Here is a 22,452-nt window from a genome sequence, read left to right on the forward strand (position 1 = left end):
CAGCAAAAGTTCGATTTATTCAACAAAGCCGCGCTGGGGTTGAACCCGGATGAAATCGCCTTCTACGATGCGTTAGCCGAAAATGAAAGTGCAGTACGTGAACTTGGCGACGACACGCTCAGAAAGCTGGCGATTGAGGTCACACGGCAACTGCGTAAATCCACCACCGTAGACTGGCAAGTACGAGACAGCGTGCGGGCAAGATTACGGGTTCTGGTACGCCAGACGCTGCGTAAGTACAAATATCCACCGGATAAAACAGCGGGTGCGGTGGAGTTAATATTAAAACAAGCGGAAGTTATTTCGAATCATTGGACGGTGTAAATCTCATGTTGACAGTTTCTTGTTGTCAACATCTTCATTTTTATTTTTTTGTGATAGATATGAATACAGCACAGTTACCTGAAAAAGCAAATATTTATAAAGCAATGTTTTATTTTTTCTTCAGTAAGGAAAGGTTTATTACGCTTGGCGCTATCAACGAGATGGCATTTGAACTTGATAGGCCAGATAAAAAATCAGAGTGGGAGTTAGGGAAGTATGACTCAAATATAGAACATCACAAAAATAAATTTGATGAATATACCGATGACTTAAGGAAGGCATGTCTTATGTCACTCTCAATAATGTTCATTATATTTTTAATTGTAACTGTTATTGGTTTTTATCTTGGGAATTTTAATTTCAACTACTCTATAAATTGGAGTAATGTTTGTAGTTTTTGTGGTTTGTTTAGTTTGTCATGGTCAACGTTATTTCAGCTAGGCTGGAGAGGTTCATCATGGAAGGGGGTTCGTCTAGATGAATTAGTGGCAACTGCAATATTTCGGCATGTTTTTATTTTCGGTTCTTTTTTGAGTTTATTGTATTTCGCTTTGTAACGTAAGGTGCTAGAATGTTAATTAACCATTTAAATATCATCAGTGATGATGTATGGAAGAGGCTTGCGAATGGGAAAAAATATAATATAATCCAAGGCGAGGAAACGTTAACTGATAATATTTTACTATATCTTGCATCACAAAATCTTTCAGAAATAAAAATTATCCAGACCCCTAAAAACATGGAAAGTGTTAAAGGCACTGATTGGGAATGGTGGATTGGAAACCGTATGCATGGCTATTTACGCTATGCAGTTCAGGCGAAAAAACTTGATGCAAAAACCAATCGTTATTCATCTTTAAATCATAAAGTAGGCGTAGGATCAAAAGCATTATTTCAGCATGATATTTTAGAACAGTATGCACATGTGAATCAGGCGATTCCTTTATATGCTTTTTACAATCATCTTGATCCTTGTAATTATCCAACGAGATGGAATTGCCCATTACCTTTTGAATTAACAAAGCTTGGTTGTACTGTTACCTCGTTACAGAATGTAAAGTATGCTATTAAAAATAGAGGGTACAGAACATTTGAAGCAATACATCAGTTCCCTGATACAGTCCCTTTGAGATGCCTTGCTGAATGTCTGAACATTGCTACTATCTCTGAAAAAAGTAAAATAGCCAAAGTCCATTGTTTTGGCGTTGAGGCTAAAATTTATCCAGATCCCTGGGAGTGGCTTAGTCAAATGGGTCACTTAAATAGCTGTGGGCAAATACCTAATGAATATTATAATCACGAGTTGGGTTTTTATCCTAAGCGGATATTACTTATAAATACAAACGAAAGGCCAACTAATTTAGCAGACTGAACTTAACTATTTGATATATATATCATTAAATAGAGATGCAATTAGAATATAAATAACTTATATAAATAATCAGCCGTCAACCATATTCTTATGACTCGACAGGCTGATTTTTATTTTTAGATGTTTAGATATCTAACCGTCTAGGTGCCTCATGATATCTTCCCTCCCCCCTCTTTTCCTCAAATCCCCAATATAATCAGCATACCACTGCATCTTTTCCCTACGCCCATCAAGATACTGCGCATGGTTATACGATGCGTGCCACGAAGCGCATTCTTATCAATATGCGCAAGCTGCGTTTCAATCCACGCTGAGTTAAAGCCCTGCTCATGCAGAATGGTTTGTATACCACATGCAAAATAACTGCCCTACCTCAGATCAATGCTCCCCTCTAAACACCTCTTACCTGTGCCATTCCAAAAACTGCTCGCCCGGATAATTTTCTTTAACCGGCGGCAACGCAATCGCTTTTCCCGCAAAATCCCAGAACAGCCGCTGTACCACCCCACCACCATTTACCGCACCTAAAACCATCACACGCATGTTTTCATCCAAACCAAACGAACCACACGATCAAACGCTTTATGATGGATTGCGCACAATGCCAAGCCATTAGGTACTTCACAAGGGCCATGGTGCTGCTTCCATCTGATATGGGCAGCTTCCAGAGCAATCGGCGCATTGTCGTGGCGCATGTTAAAGCCGCAGATAGCGCACTGATAATTGTAAGCACGTAGCACCATCTGGCGGAATTTCGGATCGCATTGACGGAGAGAAGTGCGAATGTCAAAACCCATCTCGTCAGCGATGTCTTCCTGAATACTGGCTGGGAAATGCGCCTCCAGAAGCTGTTGCGCCAGCGTATCAATTAACCTGTGATTTTTTGCCACCAAAGCAAAATTGTCGGCATCAAATCCACCCGCGACATTATATTCGGTGAGTTCACGACGGGGCGGCTGGCGGCTACCATTGGTTGAGCACAGTTCCGCGTTTTGTAGTTCCCAGAAGCCATCGCCCTTCAGACGCCAGAACGGCATGTCCGGGCGCTGGTCACGGCGCTGCGGTCCATAACGTTCCAGAAGATCCAACAGGGGCTCGTAGATTTCAGAACTATAGTTAAACAGGCGCTCATGACCCTGCCGATAGCGTGAAAGGACGTGCAGCAGCAATAATGGCTTATGTGGCGCACGCTGTTCGCCTTTGCGCCAAATGGTGATATTTGATATCGCTTGCTTTAGGGTTTTGTCAGAGGTCATTACGTTGAAGAATCCATGAGCACATATTTGCGATGATGCTCGCAACTTTATGTACACTCAAGGCATTATTGCAGACGTCCTTTTTGTCTGGCGACTATATACCTGGCAGATGGAATTCTGATAACAACGGTAAAAAATACAGCGACCAACCAGTCCTAAACGGGCTGGTTGGTCATTTTAATTTAAAAATCAACCGAGAAATAAAGGCATTCAACTCACTCGCCATTACCCCTGTTGATCTTTGCATAGTCAAACGGCGTAATCCCTTTCCCTCGATTGGCATCCAGAAAATCCGCCCACCACTGCAACATCAGCTTGCGTTCGTCCAGATGTTCCGCTTTATGGATATACGCCGCCCGCACCGAATTGCGTTCCATATGGCTCATCTGCCTTTCAACCGCATCCTACGACCATAGTCCTGACTCAATTAACGAACTACAGGCCATTGTACGGAAGCCGTGGCCGCAAACCTCAACCTTAGTGTCATATCCCATCACCCATAGCGCACTATTTACGGTGTTTTCACTCATTGGTTTACGCGGATCATGATCGCCAATGAAAATCAGCTCATGTTCGCCACAGAACTGTTTTATCTGCTTCAGGATCGCCAGCGCCTGCTTTGAAAGCGGCACCAGATGCGGTGTACGCATCTTTGAACCTCGCTGAGAATGTTTCACATCAGGAATAGGCTCTCGCTCAGGCGGGATGGTCCACATTGACGTTTCAAAATCGATTTCTGACCAGCGAGCAAAACGCAGCTCACTGGACCGAATAAAGATAAGCAGAGTGAGTTCTGTCGCCCAGCGGGTTAGCGGCCTGCCGGTATAGCTATCTATTTTCTCAAGCAACTCAGGGATGCGCTTTAATTCCAACGCCGGACGATGTTGTCGATTACCGGAAGCAACCGCCCCAGCCATCTCTTGTGCCGGGTTATAATCAATTAACCCACTTTGCACTGCATAACGCATGATGGCCGTAGTGCGCTGTTGAAGACGAGTAGCAATCTAAAGACGTCTAGACATCTCTACGGCTTTAGTGGGCGCTAATAAATCGCGCGTTTTTAACTCAGTGATATTACGTTCACCAAGCGCTGCAAAGAGATTATCTTCCAGACTTTTTAGCACACGATGGGCGTGATCTTCAGACCACTTTTTATTGGTGCCATGCCACTCGATCGCTACCTCTTTAAAGGTTCGTGCTTTACTCTGTTCAACCTTATCATTTTTCTTTTTGTCTCCCGGATCGACGCCATTCGCTAGTAGCTTACGCGCTTCGTCGCGACGAGCTCTTGCATCTGCAAGAGATGCGTCAGGGTAAACCCCTAAAGCCAGCATCTTTTGCTTTCAGCCAAAGCGGTACTGCAAACACCAGTATTTTGAACCATTAGGATGGACAAGCAGGTGCATACCGCTGCCATCGGTCAGTTTGTATTGCTTATCCGTCGGCTTGGCTGTTCTGACTTTGATATCTGTTAGAGCCATGCTTATCCCCTCCCTGTTGGTACAAGCATTATCGAACCGGAAATACCATCATCTATACCAACATCTGTTGGTAGATGTACGTTGATGTCGGTTGACCTTGAGAGAGTTAATATAGCGGGAAAGGTAGATAAATACTGGATTTTAGACATAAAAAAAGACCTCAGTTGAGGTCCATTTACATGCTTTTGGTGCCGAAGGCCGGACTCGAACCGGCACGTATTTCTACGGTTGATTTTGAATCAACTGCGTCTACCGATTTCGCCACTTCGGCACTGAAGGGGATGCGGAAACGTTCTGGATTATACCTGTCGGCGGCGGCCATGCAAGCGACAGCGTGTCGCCATTGCGCTAAGTGTTGAAAAAAACAGCGCTATCCTGCGCGGCGTCACTTTTTACCGCCATTCCAGGGCGCCAATGCCACCAGCAATCACCACTGCCCCCTCCCGCAAACCCAGCTCCACCTGCCAGCCATCCCCCCTTCTCTTCCAGTGCCCCCAAACCCCAGTCAAACTTATCTCAAATTTTTCTCATTTCACTCTCACCTGCATCCCTATCACAATCCATCTCTCCTCAAACAAATGCCCAATATCCACTCCCCAACTATTCCCCCAACCCCACCCGCCACCATTCCCATATATTCCAGAAAGTTTTAGCCAATGCCTTTTAGTTATTCATCCGCTCCGCGGCAAAACATTAATTTCATCAATATTTTTATAACTTTACATTAATGAAAAGTTTTCTTTTTGCCGTTTATTCCAGGATTTTCCTCAGGCGTGAAGGGTTCCGGTAAACACTATTTTTACTAGTCGCTGTACGAGTCTTGATGGACATATTCACTCGATGAATTAACTCAGGAGAATACTTGTGACGACGTTAAAACCTTTGCTGGCCCGCAACCGCAGCTGGGCGCTGCAGAAATGTCAGCATGACCCGGACTATTTCGAAAAATGGGTCGACGGGCAGCGGCCCCACTCGCTGTGGATCGGCTGCTCCGACAGCCGCGTGCCCGCCGAGGTGCTCACCGGCAGTCAGCCCGGCGAGCTCTTTGTCCACCGCAATATCGCCAACATGCTCGATCCCGCCGACGACAACGTCATGAGCGTCCTGCAGTATGCCCTCCACTACCTTGAGGTGGAGCGGGTGGTGCTCTGCGGCCACTACGGCTGCGGCGGCGTGCAGGCGGCGCTCTCCCTGCCCACCCTGCCGCTGGCGCAGGAGTCCTCGGCGCTGGCTCGCCGCATCGGCCAGCTGCGCCACACCCTGCATCACGAAATTGCGCAGAGCGCCAATGACTGTTGTGTTGCGGCCTCCCCCGGCGCCAGCGCCAGCACTGACGCGGAGCGCTCTCGCCATGCGCTGGACGCCCTGGTGGAAGCCAACGTTCGCGCCCAGTTCGTCCGTCTGCTGGAGAGTGAACCGGTGCAGACGGTGATCGCCAGCGGGCGGCCCCTCAGCCTGCACGGCTGCGTCTACGACCTGGCTTCCGGCCATTTAACCACCCTCGTCGAACACCTCTCACCGCAGGAGCACGCCCCATGAATACGTTTCGTCAGGACTCTCTCGCCGGCATCGTCGTCTTCCTTGTCGCCCTGCCGCTGTGCCTCGGCATCGCCCAGGCCAGCGGCTTACCGCCCTTCGTTGGCCTGCTGACCGGCATCATCGGCGGCCTGGTCGTCACCGCCCTCAGCCCCTCCCGCTTCGCCGTCAGCGGCCCCGCCGCCGGACTGGTCACCATCGTCGTCGCCGCCATTGAATCCCTGGGTTCCTTCTCCGTCTTCCTGATGGCGCTGGTGCTGGCCGGCGTGCTGCAGCTGCTGTTCGGCATTCTGCGGGCCGGGCGCTTTATCTCGCTGGTTCCCGCCAGCGTCATCAAAGGCATGCTGGCGGCGATCGGCATCCTGCTGATTATGCAGCAGATCCCCGTCGCGCTTGGCACGGCGGAAGAGACCGGGCTTGCCGAAGTGGTGCAGGGCAATGCCGCTTTCTCCGTCACTGCGATGGCCGTCGCCGCGGGCGGCCTGCTGGTGCTCTGGCTGTGGGGTTCGCCGCTTATCCGCCGGGTGAAGAGCCTGCGCTGGATCCCCGGGCCGCTGATCGCCGTCCTGCTCGGCTGCGTGATCACCCTGCTGCTGACCCATTTTGCGCCGCAGCAGCTGGCCGCTCTGCCGCGCATCACCCTGCCGGCGTTCGGCAGCCTCGGCGATCTGCTGGGCGAGCTGGAGTCTCCTGCATGGAGCGCGTGGCGCAATCCGTCGGTGTGGGTGGTGGCGGTGACCCTGGCGCTGGTCGCCAGCCTCGAAACCTTGCTCAGCCAGGAGGCGCTGAAAAAGCTGCGCCCGCAAAATCCGCCGCCTTCGCCGAACCGCGAAATGGTCGCCCAGGGCGTCGGTAACCTGCTCTCCGGCGTGCTGGGGGCGATGCCGATCACCGCAGTGATCGTCCGCAGCTCGGTGAACGTCAGTAACGGCGCGCAAAGTAAACTGTCGATCTTTATCCACGGCGTCCTGCTGTTGATCTGCGGCCTGTGGTTCAGCGGCCTGCTGACCCTGATCCCGCTCGCCAGCCTCGCCGCCGTGCTGCTGTATACCGGCTATAAGCTGGCGACGCCGCGGCTGTTCATCGAGCAGTTCCGCCAGGGGGCGGCGCAGTACGTTCCGTTCCTCGCCACCATCGGCGGGATTATTGCCTTCGGCATGCTGGCGGGGATCGGGATTGGTCTTGCCACCCAGATGGCGTTCAGCCTCTGGCGCAGCCATCGCCACTCGCTGCAGCTGGCGCGCTACGATGACCACTACGTGCTGCGCATCCAGCAGAATCTGACCTTTATGCACAATCCGCATCTGCTGGCCCTGCTGGCGAAAATTCCGGAAAAGAGCGTGGTGATCGTCGAGCACGACAGCGTCGGCTATCTCGACCCGGACGTGCAGGCGGTGCTGGATGATTTTGCCGAGAACGCCCCGCAGCGCGGCATCCAGCTTAATCAGTGGCCGCTGGCCAGCCGCTGACCTTAACGGGCGGCTGGTCCGCCCGCTGCGCGACCCCTCCGATTGCCAAGCGCCGGGGAATACCATGCTCTACACTTTCTGGGTTATCACGCCAACCCCAAGGAAATGAACATGAGCATCATTAAAAGCTACGCCGCCAAAGAAGCGGGCGCCGATCTGTCGCTGTGGGAATACGATGCCGGCGAGCTGCAGCCGGAAGATGTCGAAGTTGAAGTGGAATACTGCGGGATCTGCCATTCGGACCTGTCGATGATCGACAACGAATGGGGGATGTCGAGCTACCCGCTGGTGGCCGGTCACGAGGTGATTGGCCGGGTGGCGGCGCTGGGCAGCGCGGCGCAGGATAAAGGGCTGAAGATTGGCCAGAAGGTCGGCATCGGCTGGACGGCGCGCAGCTGCGGCCATTGCGACGCCTGCATCAGCGGCAATCAGATCAACTGCCTGGAAGGCTCGGTGCCGACCATTCTTAACCGCGGCGGCTTCGCCAATAAGTTGCGCGCTGACTGGCAGTGGGTGATCCCCCTGCCGGAGAGCATCGATCTGGCGTCCGCCGGCCCGATGCTGTGCGGCGGCATCACCGTCTTTAAACCGCTGCTGACCCACCACGTCACCGCCACCAGCCGCGTCGGGGTGATCGGCATCGGCGGCCTCGGCCATATCGCCATTAAGCTGCTGCGGGCGATGGGCGCGGAAGTGACCGCCTTCAGCTCCAACCCGGCGAAAGAGCAGGAAGTGCTGGCGATGGGCGCCGATCGCGTGGTGAACAGCCGCGATCCTGAAGCCTTAAAAGCGCTGGCCGGTCAGTTTGACCTGATCATCAACACCGTGGCGGTGGACCTCGACTGGCAGCCGTACTTCGAAGCCCTGGCCTACGGCGGCAACTTCCATACCGTCGGCGCGGTGATGAAGCCGTTCCCGGTGCCGGCATTTACCCTTATCGGCGGCGACCGCAGTATCTCCGGCTCGGCGACCGGTAACCCGTCCGAACTGCGCACGCTGATGAAGTTCGCCGGGCGCAGCAAAGTGGCTCCGACCACCGAGCTGTTCCCGATGTCGCAGATTAACGAAGCGCTGAAGCACGTTCGCGAAGGCAAAGCCCGCTACCGCGCGGTGCTGAAAGCCGACTTCTGATGGTTCTCTCCCGCCGGGCGGCCCGCTCGCCCGGCGTTTTCCCCGTCGCTTCATCAAACCGTCATCTCCCCGCCATGCCTCTGTAGTCATTGCTTCCCACAATCCGGGCTTCGATAAATGGCTGAACGAGATGCGCGTCACCATGAGAAAGACCTGGCTTCCCTGGCTGATCCTGTCGCCTTCCCTGCTGTTTTTACTGCTGTTTACCTGGTTCCCGCTGGGGCGTTCGGTGTATGACAGCCTGTTTGATACCCGCATGGCCAGCGACGGCGCGCAGTACGTCGGGCTGGATAACTTCGCCCGCCTGTTTGCCGATAACGTCTTCTGGCAGTCGCTGGGCAATAACCTGCTCTATATCCTGCTGACGGTAGTGCCCGGGGTGACCCTCGCCCTGCTGCTGGCGGTCGCCCTGAGCGAGAACCATCGCGTCAACCGCTGGCTGCGCACCGCCTTCTTCTTCCCGATGATTATCCCGATGGTCAGCGCCGCCGCGCTGTGGCTGTTTATCTTTATGCCCGGCCTCGGCCTGCTCGACCACTATCTGGCGAAGCTGTTCGGGCCGATGAACAACAACTGGCTGGGGCGCAGCAACAGCGCGCTGCTGGCCCTGGCGCTGATCGGCGTATGGAAGTTCGCCGGCTACTACATGCTGTTTTTCCTCGCCGGGCTGCAGAGCATTCCGGCCTCGACGCGGGAAGCGGCGCTGATGGAGGGGGCTACCCGCACGCAGGTCTTTTTTAAGGTCACGTTACCGCTGCTGCGCCCGACGCTAAGCTTTGTGATCACCACCGCGCTGATCTACTCCATCACCCAGATCGACCACGTGGCGGTGATGACCCGCGGCGGGCCGGACAACGCCACCACCGTGCTGCTCTATTACATCCAGAATCTCGCCTGGGATACCCACGACCTCGGCAAAGCCTCCGCCGCCACCTTCCTGACCCTGGCCGGGCTGTTCGCCTTCTCGCTGATTAACCTGAAACTGCTGGAGAAAGGAGCCCACTATGAGCGCTGAAATCTCGCCGCTGTTGGTCCGCACGCCCGCCGCCGCCCGTCCGCTGTGGCTGCGCCTGCGCCGCTCGTCGCCCTTTACGCTGACAGTATTAATGTGCTGCCTGGCGCTGCTGTGGGTCAGCCCATTTATCTGGATGCTGGCGACCTCGTTCAGCGCTACCACCTTCGGTGACGATATGGCGTCGCTGCTGCCCCGCCTGCCGCTGACCCTCGATAACTTCCGCGACGCCTGGCAGAGCGCCGACTGGCTGAGCCTGTATGCCAACACCATTATCTTCACCTTCGGCACCTTCTTCGTGCAGCTGCTGACCATCACCACCGCCGGGTACGTCTTCGCCTGTCACGAATTTCGCGGCAAGCAGACGCTGTTTCTCCTGTTCCTGGTGCAGCTGATGATCATGCCGGTGGTGATGATGGTGCCGAACATGCTGACCCTGAAAACCTTCGGCCTGCTCAACACCCTCACCGGGGTGATGATGCCCTACTTCACCTCGGCGTTCGGCGTGTTCCTGATGCGTCAGGCGTTCCTCGCCATCCCGAAAGAGCTGGAGGAGGCGGCGCTGATGGAGGGCTGCCGCTGGTGGCAGGTGCTGTTCCGCGTGCTACTGCCGATGTCCTGGCCGTCGGTGCTGGCCTTCGCCACCGTCAGCATTACCTACCACTGGAACGAGTACCTGTGGCCGCTGATGATGCTCAACGATCCCGATAAGCAGGTGCTGACCGTCGGGCTGGTCTCTTTCGCCATGGGCGCCGAATCCGGCGGCCAGTGGGGCACCATCGGCGCCGGGACGCTGATGGTCTGCCTGCCGCTGATGCTGGCGTTCATCCTTTTTCAGAAACAGTTCCTGCGGAGCTTCGGCTTCTCCGGGATCAAATAAGGAGTGATTCATGCTGTTAGCGCACATTTCCGATACCCATTTCCGCAGCCGCGGCGAGAAGCTGTACGGCTTTATCGACGTCAATGCCGCCAACGCCGACGTGGTCTCCCAGCTTAACGCGCTGCGCGAGCGCCCGGACGCGGTGGTGGTGAGCGGGGATATCGTCAACTGCGGCCGCCCGGAGGAGTATCAGGTGGCCCGCCAGATCCTCGGCAGCCTGAACTATCCGCTGTATCTGATCCCCGGCAACCACGACGACAAAGCCCATTTTCTGGAGCATCTTCACCCGCTGTGCCCGCAGCTGGGCAACGATCCGCAAAATATGCGCTATGCCGTGGATGACTTCGCCACCCGCCTGCTGTTTATCGACTCCAGTCGCGCCGGCACGTCAAAAGGCTGGCTGACCGACGAGACCATCAGCTGGCTGGAGGCGCAGCTGTTCGAGGGCGGCGACAAACCGGCAACGGTGTTTATGCACCACCCGCCGCTGCCGCTGGGCAATGCGCAGATGGACCCGATTGCCTGCGAAAACGGCCACCGTCTGCTGGCGCTGGTGGAGCGTTTCCCGTCGCTGACGCGCATCTTCTGCGGCCATAACCACAGCCTGACCATGACCCAGTATCGCCAGGCGCTGATCTCCACCATTCCCGGCACCGTCCATCAGGTGCCGTACTGCCACGAAGACACCCGGCCCTATTACGACCTCTCCCCGGCGTCGTGCCTGATGCACCGTCAGGTCGGCGATCAGTGGGTGAGCTACCAGCACTCGCTGGCCCACTACGCCGGCCCCTGGCTGTACGACGAAAACATCAGTTGCCCAACGGAAGAGCGCTAACCGCCATGCTCAGTCTGCAAAATATCAGTAAACGTTTCGACGGCAAACCGGCGCTCAGCGCCCTGTCGCTGGATATTCACGAAGGCGAATTCGTGGTGCTGGTCGGCCCGTCGGGCTGCGGGAAAAGCACCCTGCTGCGCCTGCTCGCCGGGCTGGAGCAGGTCAGCGAAGGCCAAATCTGGCTGCATGATGAGAACATTACCGCCACCACGCCGCGCGAGCGCAACTTCGCGATGATCTTCCAGAACTATGCCCTGTTCCCCCATCTGTCGGTGCGCGACAACATCACCTTCGGCATGAAGGTGCGCAAGGAAGAGAAAAGCAGCTGGCAGCCGCGGGTGGATAAAGTGGCGCAGATGCTGCAGCTGGAGGCGCTGCTCGACCGCAAACCGGCGAAGCTCTCCGGCGGCCAGCGCCAGCGGGTGGCGATGGCCCGGGCGATCGTGCGCAATCCGCGGCTGTTCCTGATGGACGAGCCGCTCTCCAACCTCGACGCCCGCCTGCGCAGCGAAGTGCGCGACAGCATTATGGCCCTCCATCAGCAGCTGAAAACCAGCACCATCTATGTGACCCACGACCAGACCGAGGCGATGTCGATGGCCGACCGCATCGTGGTAATGAACGGCGGCCACGTACAGCAGGTCGGGCGTCCGGAGTATCTGTATGCCAATCCGGCCAACCTGTTCGTCGCCGGATTTATCGGTTCGCCGGCGATGAACCTCTTGTCGCTGCCCTGCGTCGACGGAGCAGTACTGTTGGGAGAACAGCGCCATCCGCTGCCGCCGCGCCACCGTGATCAGACCCACGTCTGGCTGGGCGTTCGCCCGGAACATATTACCGACCGCGTGGAGGAGGGCCATCTGCGCCTGCCGGCCACCGTTCTGCAACGAGAACTGATGGGAGCCGATTACCTGCTCCACGTCAGCACCCCGATCGGCACCCTGCGCTTTAGCCGCCGCCACCGCGGCACGGTGCCGGAGAAAGGCGAGTCGCTACTGGTCGGCTTTTCGCCTGCCGATGTGCATCTTTTTCATGCTGAGACCCAGCATAATTTACTGATGGAGTGTAATCATGTTTAACCCCCTCACCACCCTGACGGTTGGGCTCAGCCTCGCCCTGAGCGGCGCGGCGCTGGCGAAAGAGAAAATAGACTTCATGTTCCCGGCGCCGGTAGACGGCAAGCTGACGATGGAGATGACCCGCGTCATTAAGCAATTCAACGACTCGCAGCAGGATGTCGAAGTGCGCGGGATCTTCACCGGCAACTACGACACCACCAAGATCAAAGCCGAATCGGCGCAGAAGGCCGGCCAGCCGCCGGCGCTGGTGATCATGTCCGCCAACTTCACCACCGATCTGGCGCTGAAGGATGAGATCCTGCCGATGGACGAGCTGTTTAAATATGGCGATCAAAAGGCTGGCGATTTTCTGCAAAAGGAATTCTGGCCCGCGATGCATAAGAACGCCCAGGTGATGGGCACCACCTATGCGATCCCGTTCCATAACTCGACGCCGATCCTCTACTACAACAAGACGATGTTCGATCAGGCCGGGATCAAACAGCCGCCGCAGACCTGGGCCGAGCTGCTGGCCGATGCCAAAAAGCTGACCGACGAAAGCAAAGGCCAGTGGGGGATCATGCTGCCGTCGACCAACGACGACTACGGCGGCTGGATCTTCTCGGCGCTGGTACGCGCCAACGGCGGGAAATACTTTAACGAAGACTATCCTGGCGAGGTCTATTACAACTCGCCGACCGCCATCGGCGCCCTGCGCTTCTGGCAGGATCTGATTTACAAGGACAAGGTAATGCCGTCCGGGGTGCTGAACTCGAAGCAGATCAGCGCCGCGTTCTTCTCCGGTAAGCTCGGGATGGCGATGCTCAGCACTGGCGCGCTGGGCTTTATGCGCGAGAACAGCAAAGATTTTGAGCTTGGGGTGGCGATGCTGCCGGCCAAAGAGCAGCGCGCGGTGCCGATCGGCGGCGCCAGCCTGGTGAGCTTTAAAGGCATCAACGAGGCGCAGAAGAAAGCGGCGTATCAGTTCCTGACCTATCTGGTGAGCCCCGACGTGAACGGCGCGTGGAGCCGCTTTACCGGCTACTTCTCGCCGCGCAAGGCGTCATACGATACGCCGGAGATGAAGGCCTATCTGCAGCAGGATCCGCGGGCGGCGATCGCGCTTGAGCAGCTGAAGTACGCCCATCCGTGGTACTCCACCTGGGAGACCGTGGCGGTGCGTAAGGCGATGGAGAACCAGCTGGCGGCGGTGGTCAATGATGCCAAAGTAACGCCGGAAGCGGCGGTTCAGGCGGCGCAGAAGGAAGCCGACGCGCTGATGAAACCTTATGTGGATAAGACCGCGCTGGCGGAAGTGAAGTGACGCGTTACCCGTCATCGTCACCCTGGCCCTCTCCCTGAGGGAGAGGGGACGGTACGGCGCCGTGGTTGAGCCCTGAGTCCGGGAGAGGGAACTGTCCGGCGCCGTGGTTGAGCCCTGAATCCGGGAGAGGGGACGGTACGGCGCCGTGGTTAAGCCCTGAGTCCGGTTGTGAAAGGAAAAAAAGCAGGCCATACCCGGTATGGCCTGAAAATGTCACAACGATTAGATCCCTGCCGTTTCGCGGATATATTTGCGCGCTTTGACGGCGTATTCGAAAGGATTGGCCAGAGCAGGATCCTGCTCGGCTTCCACCACCATCCAGCCTTTATAGCCAAAGTCGTCCAGCAGCTTGAACACCGGACGGAAATCGATCACCCCGTCGCCCGGGACGGTGAAGGTGCCTTTTTTCACGCCGTCGAGGAACGACAGGCCGTCGCGGCGCACCTGGTCGATCACTGGCGGACGGACGTCTTTCAGGTGAACGTGGTTGATGCGCGGCAGATACTTTTTGAGGATCGCCAGCATCGGCGCTTCGCCGCCTTCGGAATACCAGGCATGGCCGGTATCGAACAGCAGGAAGACGCGCTCGTCCACCAGCGACATAAATTTGTCGATTTCCGCGGTGGTCTGAATGCCGGTGCCCATGTGGTGGTGCAGACAGACCTGCATCCCCTTCTCCGCCGCCAGGCGGCCGAGGGTGTTATAGCCTTCCGCTACCCGCTGCCACTCTTCGTCGCTGAAGCACGGCTTCGCATCGCCGAGGATCGGTTTATCCAGCCCCTGGATGCTGCCGCTCTGCTCGGAGCAGCCAATCACTTTCGCCCCCATCGCATGAAGGAAGTTCATGTGATTGACGAATTCATCAATGGTTTTTTCCCGCTGGCCGTTGGCGAAAAAGGTGCTGAACCAGGCGTTGCAGATCTGAATGCCGCGGATGTCCAGCATCGGCTTGAGGACCGCCGGGTCGCGCGGATATTTGCTGCCGACTTCGCTGCCGGTAAAGCCAGCCAGCGCCATTTCGCTGACGATCTGCTGGAAGGTGTTTTCGCTGCCGAGCTCCGGCATATCATCGTTAGTCCAGCCGATCGGGGCGATAGCCAGTTTGACGTTATCTTTGTTCATAGTAGGGCTCCTGCCGCTGCGCCTTAGCGGCGCAGCAATTCACGTTCAATAAGTTCACGGGTTTCCACTGCCTGGTATTTCATTTTTTCCGGGTAGCCAAACAGCGAGGTGGCGACAATCGGCTCCCCACCGACCTTGAAGGTCTGCTCGGCGAATTTCATTTCGCGCAGGGTGCGGAATAGCGCGTCGAAATCCACGTCCCCTTCTCCGACGCCTACGTGCTGGTGCACCACGGCATCCACGCCCGGCGGGTTAACGATATAGCGGCAATGTTTCGTATGGTTGCGGGTATCCGCAATCAGGACATGGGAGAGATCGCTCCCGGCATAGCGCAGCATGCTCGCCACGTCGCCGACGCCTTTGTCGTAGAAAAAGGTGTGCGGCACGCTGTAGACGTACTTCACGTTATCGCTGCGGAACGACTTCACAATATCAACGGTTTCATTGTTCTCTTCGCAGAAATCCCAGGGATGCGCCTGGATCTCCACGCGGATGCCTTCCCGCTCAAAAATTGGCAACAGCTCTTCCATTGAGCGATAGAACATTTCATCGCAGATTTCGGGCTGATTCGGATCGCCGGAGAACTCGGTGTTGATCACCTGAACGCCCATCTCCACCGCGATTTCCACCAGCCGTTTCCAGTTTTTCACCGCCGCCTGACGGCGCAGTTCGTCCGGGCCGGACCAGCGGTAGACGCAGATAAACGACGACAGCTCAAGGCCGGTATCGCGCAGCGCCTGCTTGTACTCCGCCATGATCTCCCGGCTGGCGCGCGGGTGCTTGTAGAACGGGTTAATCTGCGGGTGCGGCGACTGTTCAATGTACTTGTAGCCCCACTCTGCTACCTGATGGACCATGCGGGTGATCCCGAGGTCCTTAATGACATCCACATCAAAGGCAATTTTCATCGTCGTTACCTGTGCAAAGAAGTTCCGTCAGCAAAACGCGCTTAACGTTTGTAGAATGCCGGGCACTCAGGCAGCGTCACCTCAACCGGCTCGCTGGTTCCCTGCGCTTTAATGCAGGCGTCCGCCGCCACCGACGCCGCGTAGCCGTCCCAGGCCGACGGGCCGTGCAGCTGGCCGGCTTTGACGTCGTTGATAAAGGCCTGCAGCTCGACGTCGTAGGCTTTGATAAAGCGGTCTTTCCAGTCGGTCAGAATGGCAGTCGACAGGCTGGCGGACTTACGCATCTGGACGGCAGACGGCTCCGGCAGACGGGCAATCCCGGTTTCGCCGACCACTTCGCACTGGATGTCATACCCGTACTGGCAGTTCACGAACACTTCGACGTCGATCAGGGTGCCTTTTTTGGTTTCAAAGGAGACGATCTGCGGATCTTTCAGGCGCGCATGGGTGTGCGAGGTGGAGCGCGGGAAGCGCACCTGCACGGAACGGTAGTCATCGTTCAGCAGCCAGCGCAGCACGTCCAGCTCGTGGATCAGGGTGTTGGTGATCGCCATATCGGTGGTGTAGTTCTCGCCGACTGACTGGTTGCGGTGGGCGCAGCGCAGCATCAGCGGCGCGCCGATATCGCCATCGTCGATCACTTTTTTCAGCGCCAGATAGCCTTCGTCGTACGGGCGCATAAAGCCAACCTGCACCAGACGACGGCCGGCCTTCATTTCGGCATCGACGATGCGACGGCAGCCTTCCGCAGACATCGCCAGCGGTTTTTCGCAGAACACCGGCTTACCAGCGGCAATGGCGGCCAGGGTGTACTCTTCGTGGGTCGGGTCCCAGGAGGTGACCAGGATGGCATCGACATCGCTGGCGTTAATCACGTCGTGGCCGTCGGCGTAGACTTCCGCCTGCACGCCCGGCAGCGCGACCGCCGCACGGGCGTTGTCGGCATTGATATCAGACACCGCCACAACGGTGGCGCCCTGCAGAACCTGGGTGCAGCGACGGATGTGTTCTTTACCGATAGCGCCAGCGCCGATGACACCTAATTTGAGCGACATAATGGTTTTCTCCGTAAGTCTGTAGGATTCAGGGTAGAGGTTCGTTTTAGTAATCACGCGCCTGGGCGCGCTTTTCATTAATCATTTGCGCCACCTTGCGGATCCGCTCAGAGAGCGCCGTCTGGGCGACTCCGACGTTCCACCAGCTGCCGTATTTGTGCACCATGGTCTTCGGCAGCACTTTAATATCAATCAGGGTGCTGACCGTTTCGCGACGGGCGGCGTCCAGCGCGTGGCGCAGTTCGTCCAGGGTGGTGACGCGCCAGGTTTTGCAGCCGTAGCCGGCGGCGATGGTGGCGAAGTCCACCGGCACCAGGCCGCCCTGCAGCTGGCCGGTTTCCGGCTGGCGGTAGCGGAACTCGGTGCCGAAGCTGTCCATCCCATGTTCCATCTGCAGGTTGTTGATGCAGCCGTTGGCCATGTTGTCGAACAGCACGACGTTGATCTTCGCCCGCTCCTGCAGGGAGGTGACCAGCTCAGAGTGCAGCATCATGAAGGAGCCATCGCCGACCAGGGAGTAGACTTCGCTCTGCGGCTGCGCCAGCTTCACGCCCAGCGCCGCGTTGACTTCGTATCCCATGCAGGAGTAGCCGTACTCCACGTGGTAGGTGTTTTCCGCGCGGTTGCGCCAGACGCGCTGCAGATCGCCTGGCAGGCTGCCCGCCGCCGCGACGATCACCGCCTCGGCCGGCAGCGTTTCATTCAGTACCCCAAGGACGCTGCTCTGGGTCAGGGTGGAGTCGGTGATCTGGCGGAACTCGCGATACACCGATTCACGATCGAGGTGATCGTCGATCTCCGGCACAAAGGATTTTTCCTGCCACACCGCCTGGTAGACGCGCTGGGTCTCTTTTAACTGACGGCTCTGCACGCTCTCGATCTGCGCGCCCCAGCCGGCCTGCCAGCCGCTGTCCGCCAGCGCCGCGTCGAGGGCGGTCATCGCTTCCCGGGCGTCCGCCAGCATGGCAATGCCGTCCAGCTTCCAGGCGTCGAAGTTGCTGACGTTAATATTCAGGAAACGCACCTCCGGGTGCTGGAAAATCCATTTCGAGGCGGTGGTAAAATCGCTGAAGCGGGTGCCGACGCCGATCACCAGGTCGGCCTCTTTCGCCAGCAGGTTCGCCGCCAGGCAGCCCGTCTCGCCGACGCCGCCGACGTTCAGGGGGTGAGACGAGACCACCGTCCCCTTCCCGGCCTGAGTTTCGGCGAAGGGCACCCCGTAGCGCTCGGCGAAACGGGACAGCGCTTCGCCCGCGCCGGAGTATTTCACCCCACCGCCGCAGACGATCAGCGGTTTACGGCTGGCTTTGATGGCCGCAACGGCGTCCGCCAACTGCGCGGCGCTGGCCGGGCGGCGGTCGAGACGGTGCACGCGGCGCGCAAAGAAGGATTCCGGGTAGTGCCAGGCTTCACCCTGCACATCCTGCGGCAGGCACAGCGTCACCGCGCCGGTTTCCGCCGGGTCGGTCAGGACGCGCATGGCGTTGATGCAGGCGCTCATCAGCTGTTCCGGGCGGGTAATACGGTCCCAGTATTTGCTGACTGCGCGGAAAGCGTCATTGGTGCTGATGCTGAGATCGTAGCTCTGTTCAATCTGCTGGAGCACCGGGTCCGGCTGGCGGGTGGCGAAAACATCGCCTGGCAGCAACAGCAGCGGAATGCGGTTGGCGCTGGCGGTGCCGGCGGCGGTGATCATGTTGGCCGCTCCCGGACCGATGGAGGAGGTGCAGGCGATAATCTGCCGGCGCAGGGCCTGGCGGGCAAAACCGGTGGCCGCGTGGGCCATCCCCTGCTCGTTACGCCCCTGATAGACGCGCATATCGCCGCTGTCCTGCTCCAGCGCCTGCCCCAGCCCCAGGACGTTGCCATGGCCGAAAATCGCGAAAATGCCTTTCACGAATTTCAGCTCTACGCCATCCACTTCCAGGTACTGGTTATCGAGGAACTTCACCAGCGCCTGCGCCGTTGTCAGTCTCAGTTTGCCCATGATGCACAATCCTTATTGTTCAGTATTTGTGTGTGGCGTCGCGCCGATGCCGCCGGGGCCGTCGTTCACGTCACTGGAATACCTGTGGATTATAGGCAAACATTTTTTTCATTAAATACAAATACAGAAGAAATATTTCATTTTGCGAGAGGGATCAAACTCTCTACCCATTTCATACGTTTCACTTACATTCCAGACACGTTTTCGGACCCTTTTTTGCCGCGCCACACGACAATATCCCCTTAAAAATCATAGGTAAAGAAACCGCTTCCGGCGTTTCACTTTCCCCTGGGGCGACAGAGGGGCCGATCCACGCTCGCGCGAGGCTCAGTGCGGCAGAGTGGTAGATCCCTCACACTTTTGGTTTTTTAATTTCGAACGAGTTTGCAAATGAAATATTTATTTCTCAAACTAAGGGTAACCAATAACCCTCAGGCTGTTCACGGAGTCGACGTCGGGATCCCGACCCTTCCAGGCAGCAGACACCAAAAAGGAAATCCTAGCTATGAATGCAGCAGTAAAGCGGCTCGACGTCATCTGTATAGGTCGGGTGGCCGTCGACCTCTATGCCCAGCAGATCGGTTCGCGGCTAGAAGACGTTGCCAGTTTCGCGAAATATCTGGGCGGCTCCTCCGGCAACGTGGCCTTTGGCACCGCGATTCAGGGGCTGAAATCGGCCATGCTGGCGCGCGTTGGCGATGAACACAACGGCCGTTTCCTGCGTGAAACGCTCAACCGCGCCGGGGTGGATACGGAGTATCTGATCACCGACAAATCCCGCCTGACCGCGCTGGTGATGCTGGGGATTAAGGATCAGGAGACCTTCCCTCTGATTTTCTACCGCGATAACTGCGCCGATATGGCCTTAACGCCTGACGACATTAGCGAGGAGTATATTGCCTCCTCCCGGGCGCTGGCGGTGACTGGCACCCACCTGTCGCACGCCAACACCCGCGCCGCGGTGCTGAAGGCGCTGGAATACGCTCGTCGTCACGGCCTGCGTACCGCGCTGGATATCGATTACCGTCCGGTGCTGTGGGGGCTCACCTCGCTCGGCGATGGCGAAACCCGTTTCATTGAGTCCGGGCCGGTCACCAGCCAGCTGCAGGAAGTGCTGCATCTGTTCGATTTGGTGGTGGGAACCGAAGAAGAGTTTCATATTGCCGGGGGCAGCACCGATACCCTGACCGCGCTGAAAAATGTGCGCAATGCCACCAAAGCCACCCTCGTTTGCAAGCGCGGGCCGATGGGCTGCGTGGTGCTGGAAGGCGATATCCCGGACAGCTGGGACCAGGTGCCGCTGCAGCAGGGCGTGCGCGTGGAGGTTCTCAACGTGCTGGGCGCCGGGGATGCCTTTATGTCGGGCCTGCTGCGCGGCTGGCTCAACGACGAAGGCTGGGAGCAGGCTTGCCGTTACGCCAACGCCTGCGGCGCGCTGGTGGTTTCCCGCCACGGCTGCGCGCCGGCGATGCCGACCAAAGTCGAACTCGATGACTACCTGCTGCGTGCCGAATCGGTGCCGCGCCCGGACGTCGACGAGCGCCTCAACCACCTGCACCGGGTCACCAGCCGCCGTCAGCAGTGGCCGGAGCTGTGCATTTTCGCCTTCGACCATCGCAAACAGCTGGCCGACCTGGCACGGGAGACCGGGCGCGATGAAGCCTGCATTCCGCAGCTCAAGCTGTTGTTGTTAGCCGCGGCCGAAGCGGCGGCGCAGGAGGCGGGTCTCGATCAGCGCAGCGGCATTCTGGCCGACGGCACCTATGGCCAGCGTGCGCTGAACGCCATTACCGGCAAGGGCTGGTGGATCGGCCGCCCCATCGAGCTGCCCAGCTCGCGACCGCTGCGTCTGGAGCATGGCAACATCGGCTCGCAGCTGATCGACTGGCCGCTGGAGCATGTCGTCAAATGCCTGGTCTTCTATCATCCTGCCGACCCGGCGGCGCTGCGTGAAGAGCAGGACGCCCTGCTGCTCGAGGTGTGGCAGGCCTGTAACAAGTCAGGCCATGAGCTGCTGCTGGAGGTGATCCTGCCGGAAAATGGCCCGGACAAAGACGAGCGCCATTACCACACCATGCTGGAACACTTCTATCAGCTGGGGATCAAGCCGGACTGGTGGAAGCTGCCGCCGCTCTCCAGCGCCAGCTGGCAGCAGATCACCGCCCTTATCGAGCGCGAAGATCCGTGGAGCCGCGGGATCCTGATCCTCGGCCTCGACGCGCCTTCCGACAAACTGCGCGCCGGTTTCGCCGAGGCGGCCGCACACCCGATGATCAAAGGTTTCGCCGTTGGGCGCACCATCTTTGGCCTGCCGTCGCGGCGCTGGATGCAGGGTGAGCTCAGCGATGAGGCCCTGATAGAGGAAGTGAAACGCAACTACCTGACGCTTATTGGCTACTGGCGCGAAGCCCGCCGCTGATCCCCCGACGCCCGTCTCCGTCACCTTGCGGAGCGGGCGTTTTTCTGTTTCTTCGTGAAATGAATCGCGTATTTCGTCGCAATAAATGAAAAATTCGCTTCATTTGGTACACTGGAAGCCATATTCCTTCCATTTTCTCAGAGCGCACTCTATGGCCAATAACCCAACACAGCTGACCATCCTGCAGGATGAAATCAGGCGTCGCTACGATACATTAAGCAAACGCCTGAAACAGGTCGCCCGCTATATCCTTGATAACAGCAATAGCGTGGCTTTCGATACCGTGGCCTCCATTGCGCAACAGGCGGATGTTCCCCCTTCCACGTTGATTCGTTTTGCCAACGCCTTCGGCTTTAGCGGCTTTAACGAAATGAAACAGATGTTCAAGCAACATTTGATGGAAGAGACCGCCAACTATACCGAGCGCGCCCGTCTGTTCCGCCAGACCACCAGCGATGAGTCCAGCCCGCCGGAAACGCCGACGGAAATCCTCAATATGTTCACGATGGTGAACAACCAGGCCCTGCAGCAGCTGGCGATGCAGACCTCCAGCGATGATCTGGAGCGCGCGGTGGCCCTGCTGGGCGAAGCGGAAAATATCTACGTCATTGGCCTGCGCCGGTCGTTCAGCGTCGCCTCCTATCTGACCTATGCGCTGCGCCACCTCGATCGCAAAGCCTTTCTGATCGACGGCCTCGGCGGCATGTTCACCGAGCAGCTGAGTCTGGTCGGCCCGAAAGACGTGGTGGTGGCGGTGAGCTTCTCGCCGTACGCCCGGGAAGTGGTCGAGCTGGTGGAGCTGGGCGCGCAGCGCAAAGCGCGGCAGATCGCGATCACCGACAGTCAGGTCAGCCCGCTGGCGGCCTTCAGCGATGTCTGCTTTGTGGTGCGTGAAGCGCAGGTGGATGGCTTCCGCTCGCAGGTTGCTTCCCTGTGTCTGGCCCAGACGTTGGCGGTTTCGCTGGCGCTGAACAGCAGCCAGGAGTCCGAGGCCAAGCAGAAGGCGTGAGATAAGCCGCAGGCGTCGGTGACCCGGCGGAGTTGTATAAGCCTGCGGGAGGATCTCGTAGGCCGGATAAGGCATTTATGCCGCCATCCGGCACAGCCACGGGTACGGTGCCTGACTGCCCGGCGGCGCTGCGCTTGCCGGGCCTAAGGTATATGCGCCTGCGGGGTGCCAGAGATAATGTTATTGGTATGCAACTTTATTAATCCGGGAAAAGCGTTTGTCGCATGTGATTTCAACGCACATTGCGCTCCCGGTTAATCGTCTGCGTTATGTC

Annotated in this window: 17 protein-coding genes, 1 tRNA gene and 3 pseudogenes; 13 read left to right on the forward strand and 8 right to left on the reverse strand. The window is 57.5% G+C overall.

Translation table 11 applies throughout. The annotated features are described in order from the left end of the window. The 3 genes from HMPREF3096_RS09355 to HMPREF3096_RS31390 all read left to right on the forward strand — a co-directional run. Positions 1–324, forward strand: a 324-nt coding sequence (locus tag HMPREF3096_RS09355) for a type I restriction enzyme endonuclease domain-containing protein (RefSeq protein WP_141749326.1), incomplete at its 5' end; no start/stop codon positions are given. A gap of 5 nt (positions 325–329) precedes the next feature. After that, positions 330–881, forward strand: a complete 552-nt coding sequence (locus HMPREF3096_RS09360) for a hypothetical protein (RefSeq protein ID WP_228294735.1) — start codon at positions 330–332, stop codon at positions 879–881. A gap of 14 nt (positions 882–895) precedes the next feature. After that, positions 896–1,696: a DUF6615 family protein gene (locus HMPREF3096_RS31390; RefSeq protein ID WP_228294734.1), complete on the forward strand. Its 801-nt coding sequence runs from the start codon at positions 896–898 to the stop codon at positions 1,694–1,696. Positions 1,697–1,828: 132 nt separating this feature from the next. Here the strand turns inward: HMPREF3096_RS31390 and HMPREF3096_RS28985 are convergent. From HMPREF3096_RS28985 to HMPREF3096_RS09375, 4 genes and pseudogenes are all read right to left on the reverse strand, one after another. Then, positions 1,829–2,040 (reverse strand): annotated as a pseudogene (locus HMPREF3096_RS28985) (hypothetical protein); the annotation flags it as partial. 58 nt (positions 2,041–2,098) lie between these two features. Next, a pseudogene (locus tag HMPREF3096_RS09365) lies at positions 2,099–2,952 on the reverse strand (phosphorothioated DNA-binding restriction endonuclease). Positions 2,953–3,167: 215 nt separating this feature from the next. Beyond that, positions 3,168–4,433, reverse strand: a pseudogene (locus HMPREF3096_RS09370) (tyrosine-type recombinase/integrase). A 186-nt stretch (positions 4,434–4,619) separates the two neighbouring features. Next, positions 4,620–4,704 (reverse strand) — tRNA-Leu (locus HMPREF3096_RS09375). Positions 4,705–5,297: 593 nt separating this feature from the next. On the opposite strand from HMPREF3096_RS09375, the gene HMPREF3096_RS09380 reads away from it, so the two are divergent. The 8 genes from HMPREF3096_RS09380 (at position 5,298) to HMPREF3096_RS09415 (ending at position 13,678) form a co-directional block, all read left to right on the forward strand. Beyond that, positions 5,298–5,972 (forward strand): carbonic anhydrase, encoded by a 675-nt coding sequence (locus HMPREF3096_RS09380; RefSeq protein ID WP_032731826.1) that lies wholly within the window; start codon positions 5,298–5,300, stop codon positions 5,970–5,972. Then, positions 5,969–7,438: a SulP family inorganic anion transporter gene (locus HMPREF3096_RS09385; protein ID WP_032731824.1), complete on the forward strand. Its 1,470-nt coding sequence runs from the start codon at positions 5,969–5,971 to the stop codon at positions 7,436–7,438. Before HMPREF3096_RS09380 ends, HMPREF3096_RS09385 begins: the two co-directional genes overlap by 4 nt. A gap of 111 nt (positions 7,439–7,549) precedes the next feature. Next, on the forward strand, positions 7,550–8,569 hold the full coding sequence (ahr, locus tag HMPREF3096_RS09390) for an NADPH-dependent aldehyde reductase Ahr (protein WP_004178400.1): 1,020 nt from the start codon (positions 7,550–7,552) through the stop codon (positions 8,567–8,569). A gap of 130 nt (positions 8,570–8,699) precedes the next feature. Then, positions 8,700–9,584 (forward strand): carbohydrate ABC transporter permease, encoded by an 885-nt coding sequence (locus HMPREF3096_RS09395; RefSeq protein WP_004146807.1) that lies wholly within the window; start codon positions 8,700–8,702, stop codon positions 9,582–9,584. After that, positions 9,574–10,461, forward strand: a complete 888-nt coding sequence (locus HMPREF3096_RS09400) for a carbohydrate ABC transporter permease (protein WP_032731822.1) — start codon at positions 9,574–9,576, stop codon at positions 10,459–10,461. The genes HMPREF3096_RS09395 and HMPREF3096_RS09400 overlap by 11 nt, the downstream gene beginning before the upstream one ends. Positions 10,462–10,471: 10 nt before the next feature. After that, positions 10,472–11,296, forward strand: coding sequence for a phosphodiesterase (locus tag HMPREF3096_RS09405; protein ID WP_023339469.1), 825 nt, complete (start codon positions 10,472–10,474; stop codon positions 11,294–11,296). Between the two features lie 5 nt (positions 11,297–11,301). Continuing rightward, positions 11,302–12,375: an ABC transporter ATP-binding protein gene (locus tag HMPREF3096_RS09410; protein WP_032731821.1), complete on the forward strand. Its 1,074-nt coding sequence runs from the start codon at positions 11,302–11,304 to the stop codon at positions 12,373–12,375. Beyond that, complete coding sequence (locus HMPREF3096_RS09415) at positions 12,368–13,678, forward strand: ABC transporter substrate-binding protein (RefSeq protein ID WP_032731819.1); 1,311 nt, start codon at positions 12,368–12,370, stop codon at positions 13,676–13,678. Before HMPREF3096_RS09410 ends, HMPREF3096_RS09415 begins: the two co-directional genes overlap by 8 nt. Positions 13,679–13,900: 222 nt before the next feature. Here HMPREF3096_RS09415 and iolE read toward each other — a convergent pair whose 3' ends face one another. Genes iolE through iolD form a run of 4 tightly spaced genes read right to left on the reverse strand, consistent with a single transcriptional unit; the run spans position 13,901 to position 18,750 of the window. Beyond that, positions 13,901–14,800, reverse strand: a complete 900-nt coding sequence (gene iolE / locus HMPREF3096_RS09420; protein WP_002886970.1) for a myo-inosose-2 dehydratase — start codon at positions 14,798–14,800, stop codon at positions 13,901–13,903. A 23-nt stretch (positions 14,801–14,823) separates the two neighbouring features. After that, the gene (locus tag HMPREF3096_RS09425; protein WP_004152193.1) at positions 14,824–15,708 is read right to left on the reverse strand and encodes a sugar phosphate isomerase/epimerase family protein; all 885 of its coding nucleotides are present in this window, start codon (positions 15,706–15,708) and stop codon (positions 14,824–14,826) included. A gap of 41 nt (positions 15,709–15,749) precedes the next feature. Next, the gene (locus HMPREF3096_RS09430; protein WP_004152192.1) at positions 15,750–16,763 is read right to left on the reverse strand and encodes a bifunctional inositol 2-dehydrogenase/D-chiro-inositol 1-dehydrogenase; all 1,014 of its coding nucleotides are present in this window, start codon (positions 16,761–16,763) and stop codon (positions 15,750–15,752) included. A 46-nt stretch (positions 16,764–16,809) separates the two neighbouring features. After that, positions 16,810–18,750, reverse strand: coding sequence for a 3D-(3,5/4)-trihydroxycyclohexane-1,2-dione acylhydrolase (decyclizing) (gene iolD / locus HMPREF3096_RS09435; protein WP_032731817.1), 1,941 nt, complete (start codon positions 18,748–18,750; stop codon positions 16,810–16,812). Between the two features lie 505 nt (positions 18,751–19,255). Between iolD and HMPREF3096_RS09440 the strand changes: the two genes are divergently transcribed. Continuing rightward, entirely contained in the window at positions 19,256–21,169 is a 1,914-nt protein-coding gene (locus HMPREF3096_RS09440) for a bifunctional 5-dehydro-2-deoxygluconokinase/5-dehydro-2-deoxyphosphogluconate aldolase (protein WP_012543073.1), read from the forward strand. 151 nt (positions 21,170–21,320) lie between these two features. Beyond that, entirely contained in the window at positions 21,321–22,178 is an 858-nt protein-coding gene (locus tag HMPREF3096_RS09445) for a MurR/RpiR family transcriptional regulator (RefSeq protein WP_004152190.1), read from the forward strand. The last annotated feature ends 274 nt before the right edge of the window (positions 22,179–22,452 follow it).

The organism is Klebsiella sp. HMSC25G12 (assembly GCF_001807705.1).
GTDB lineage: Bacteria > Pseudomonadota > Gammaproteobacteria > Enterobacterales > Enterobacteriaceae > Klebsiella > Klebsiella variicola.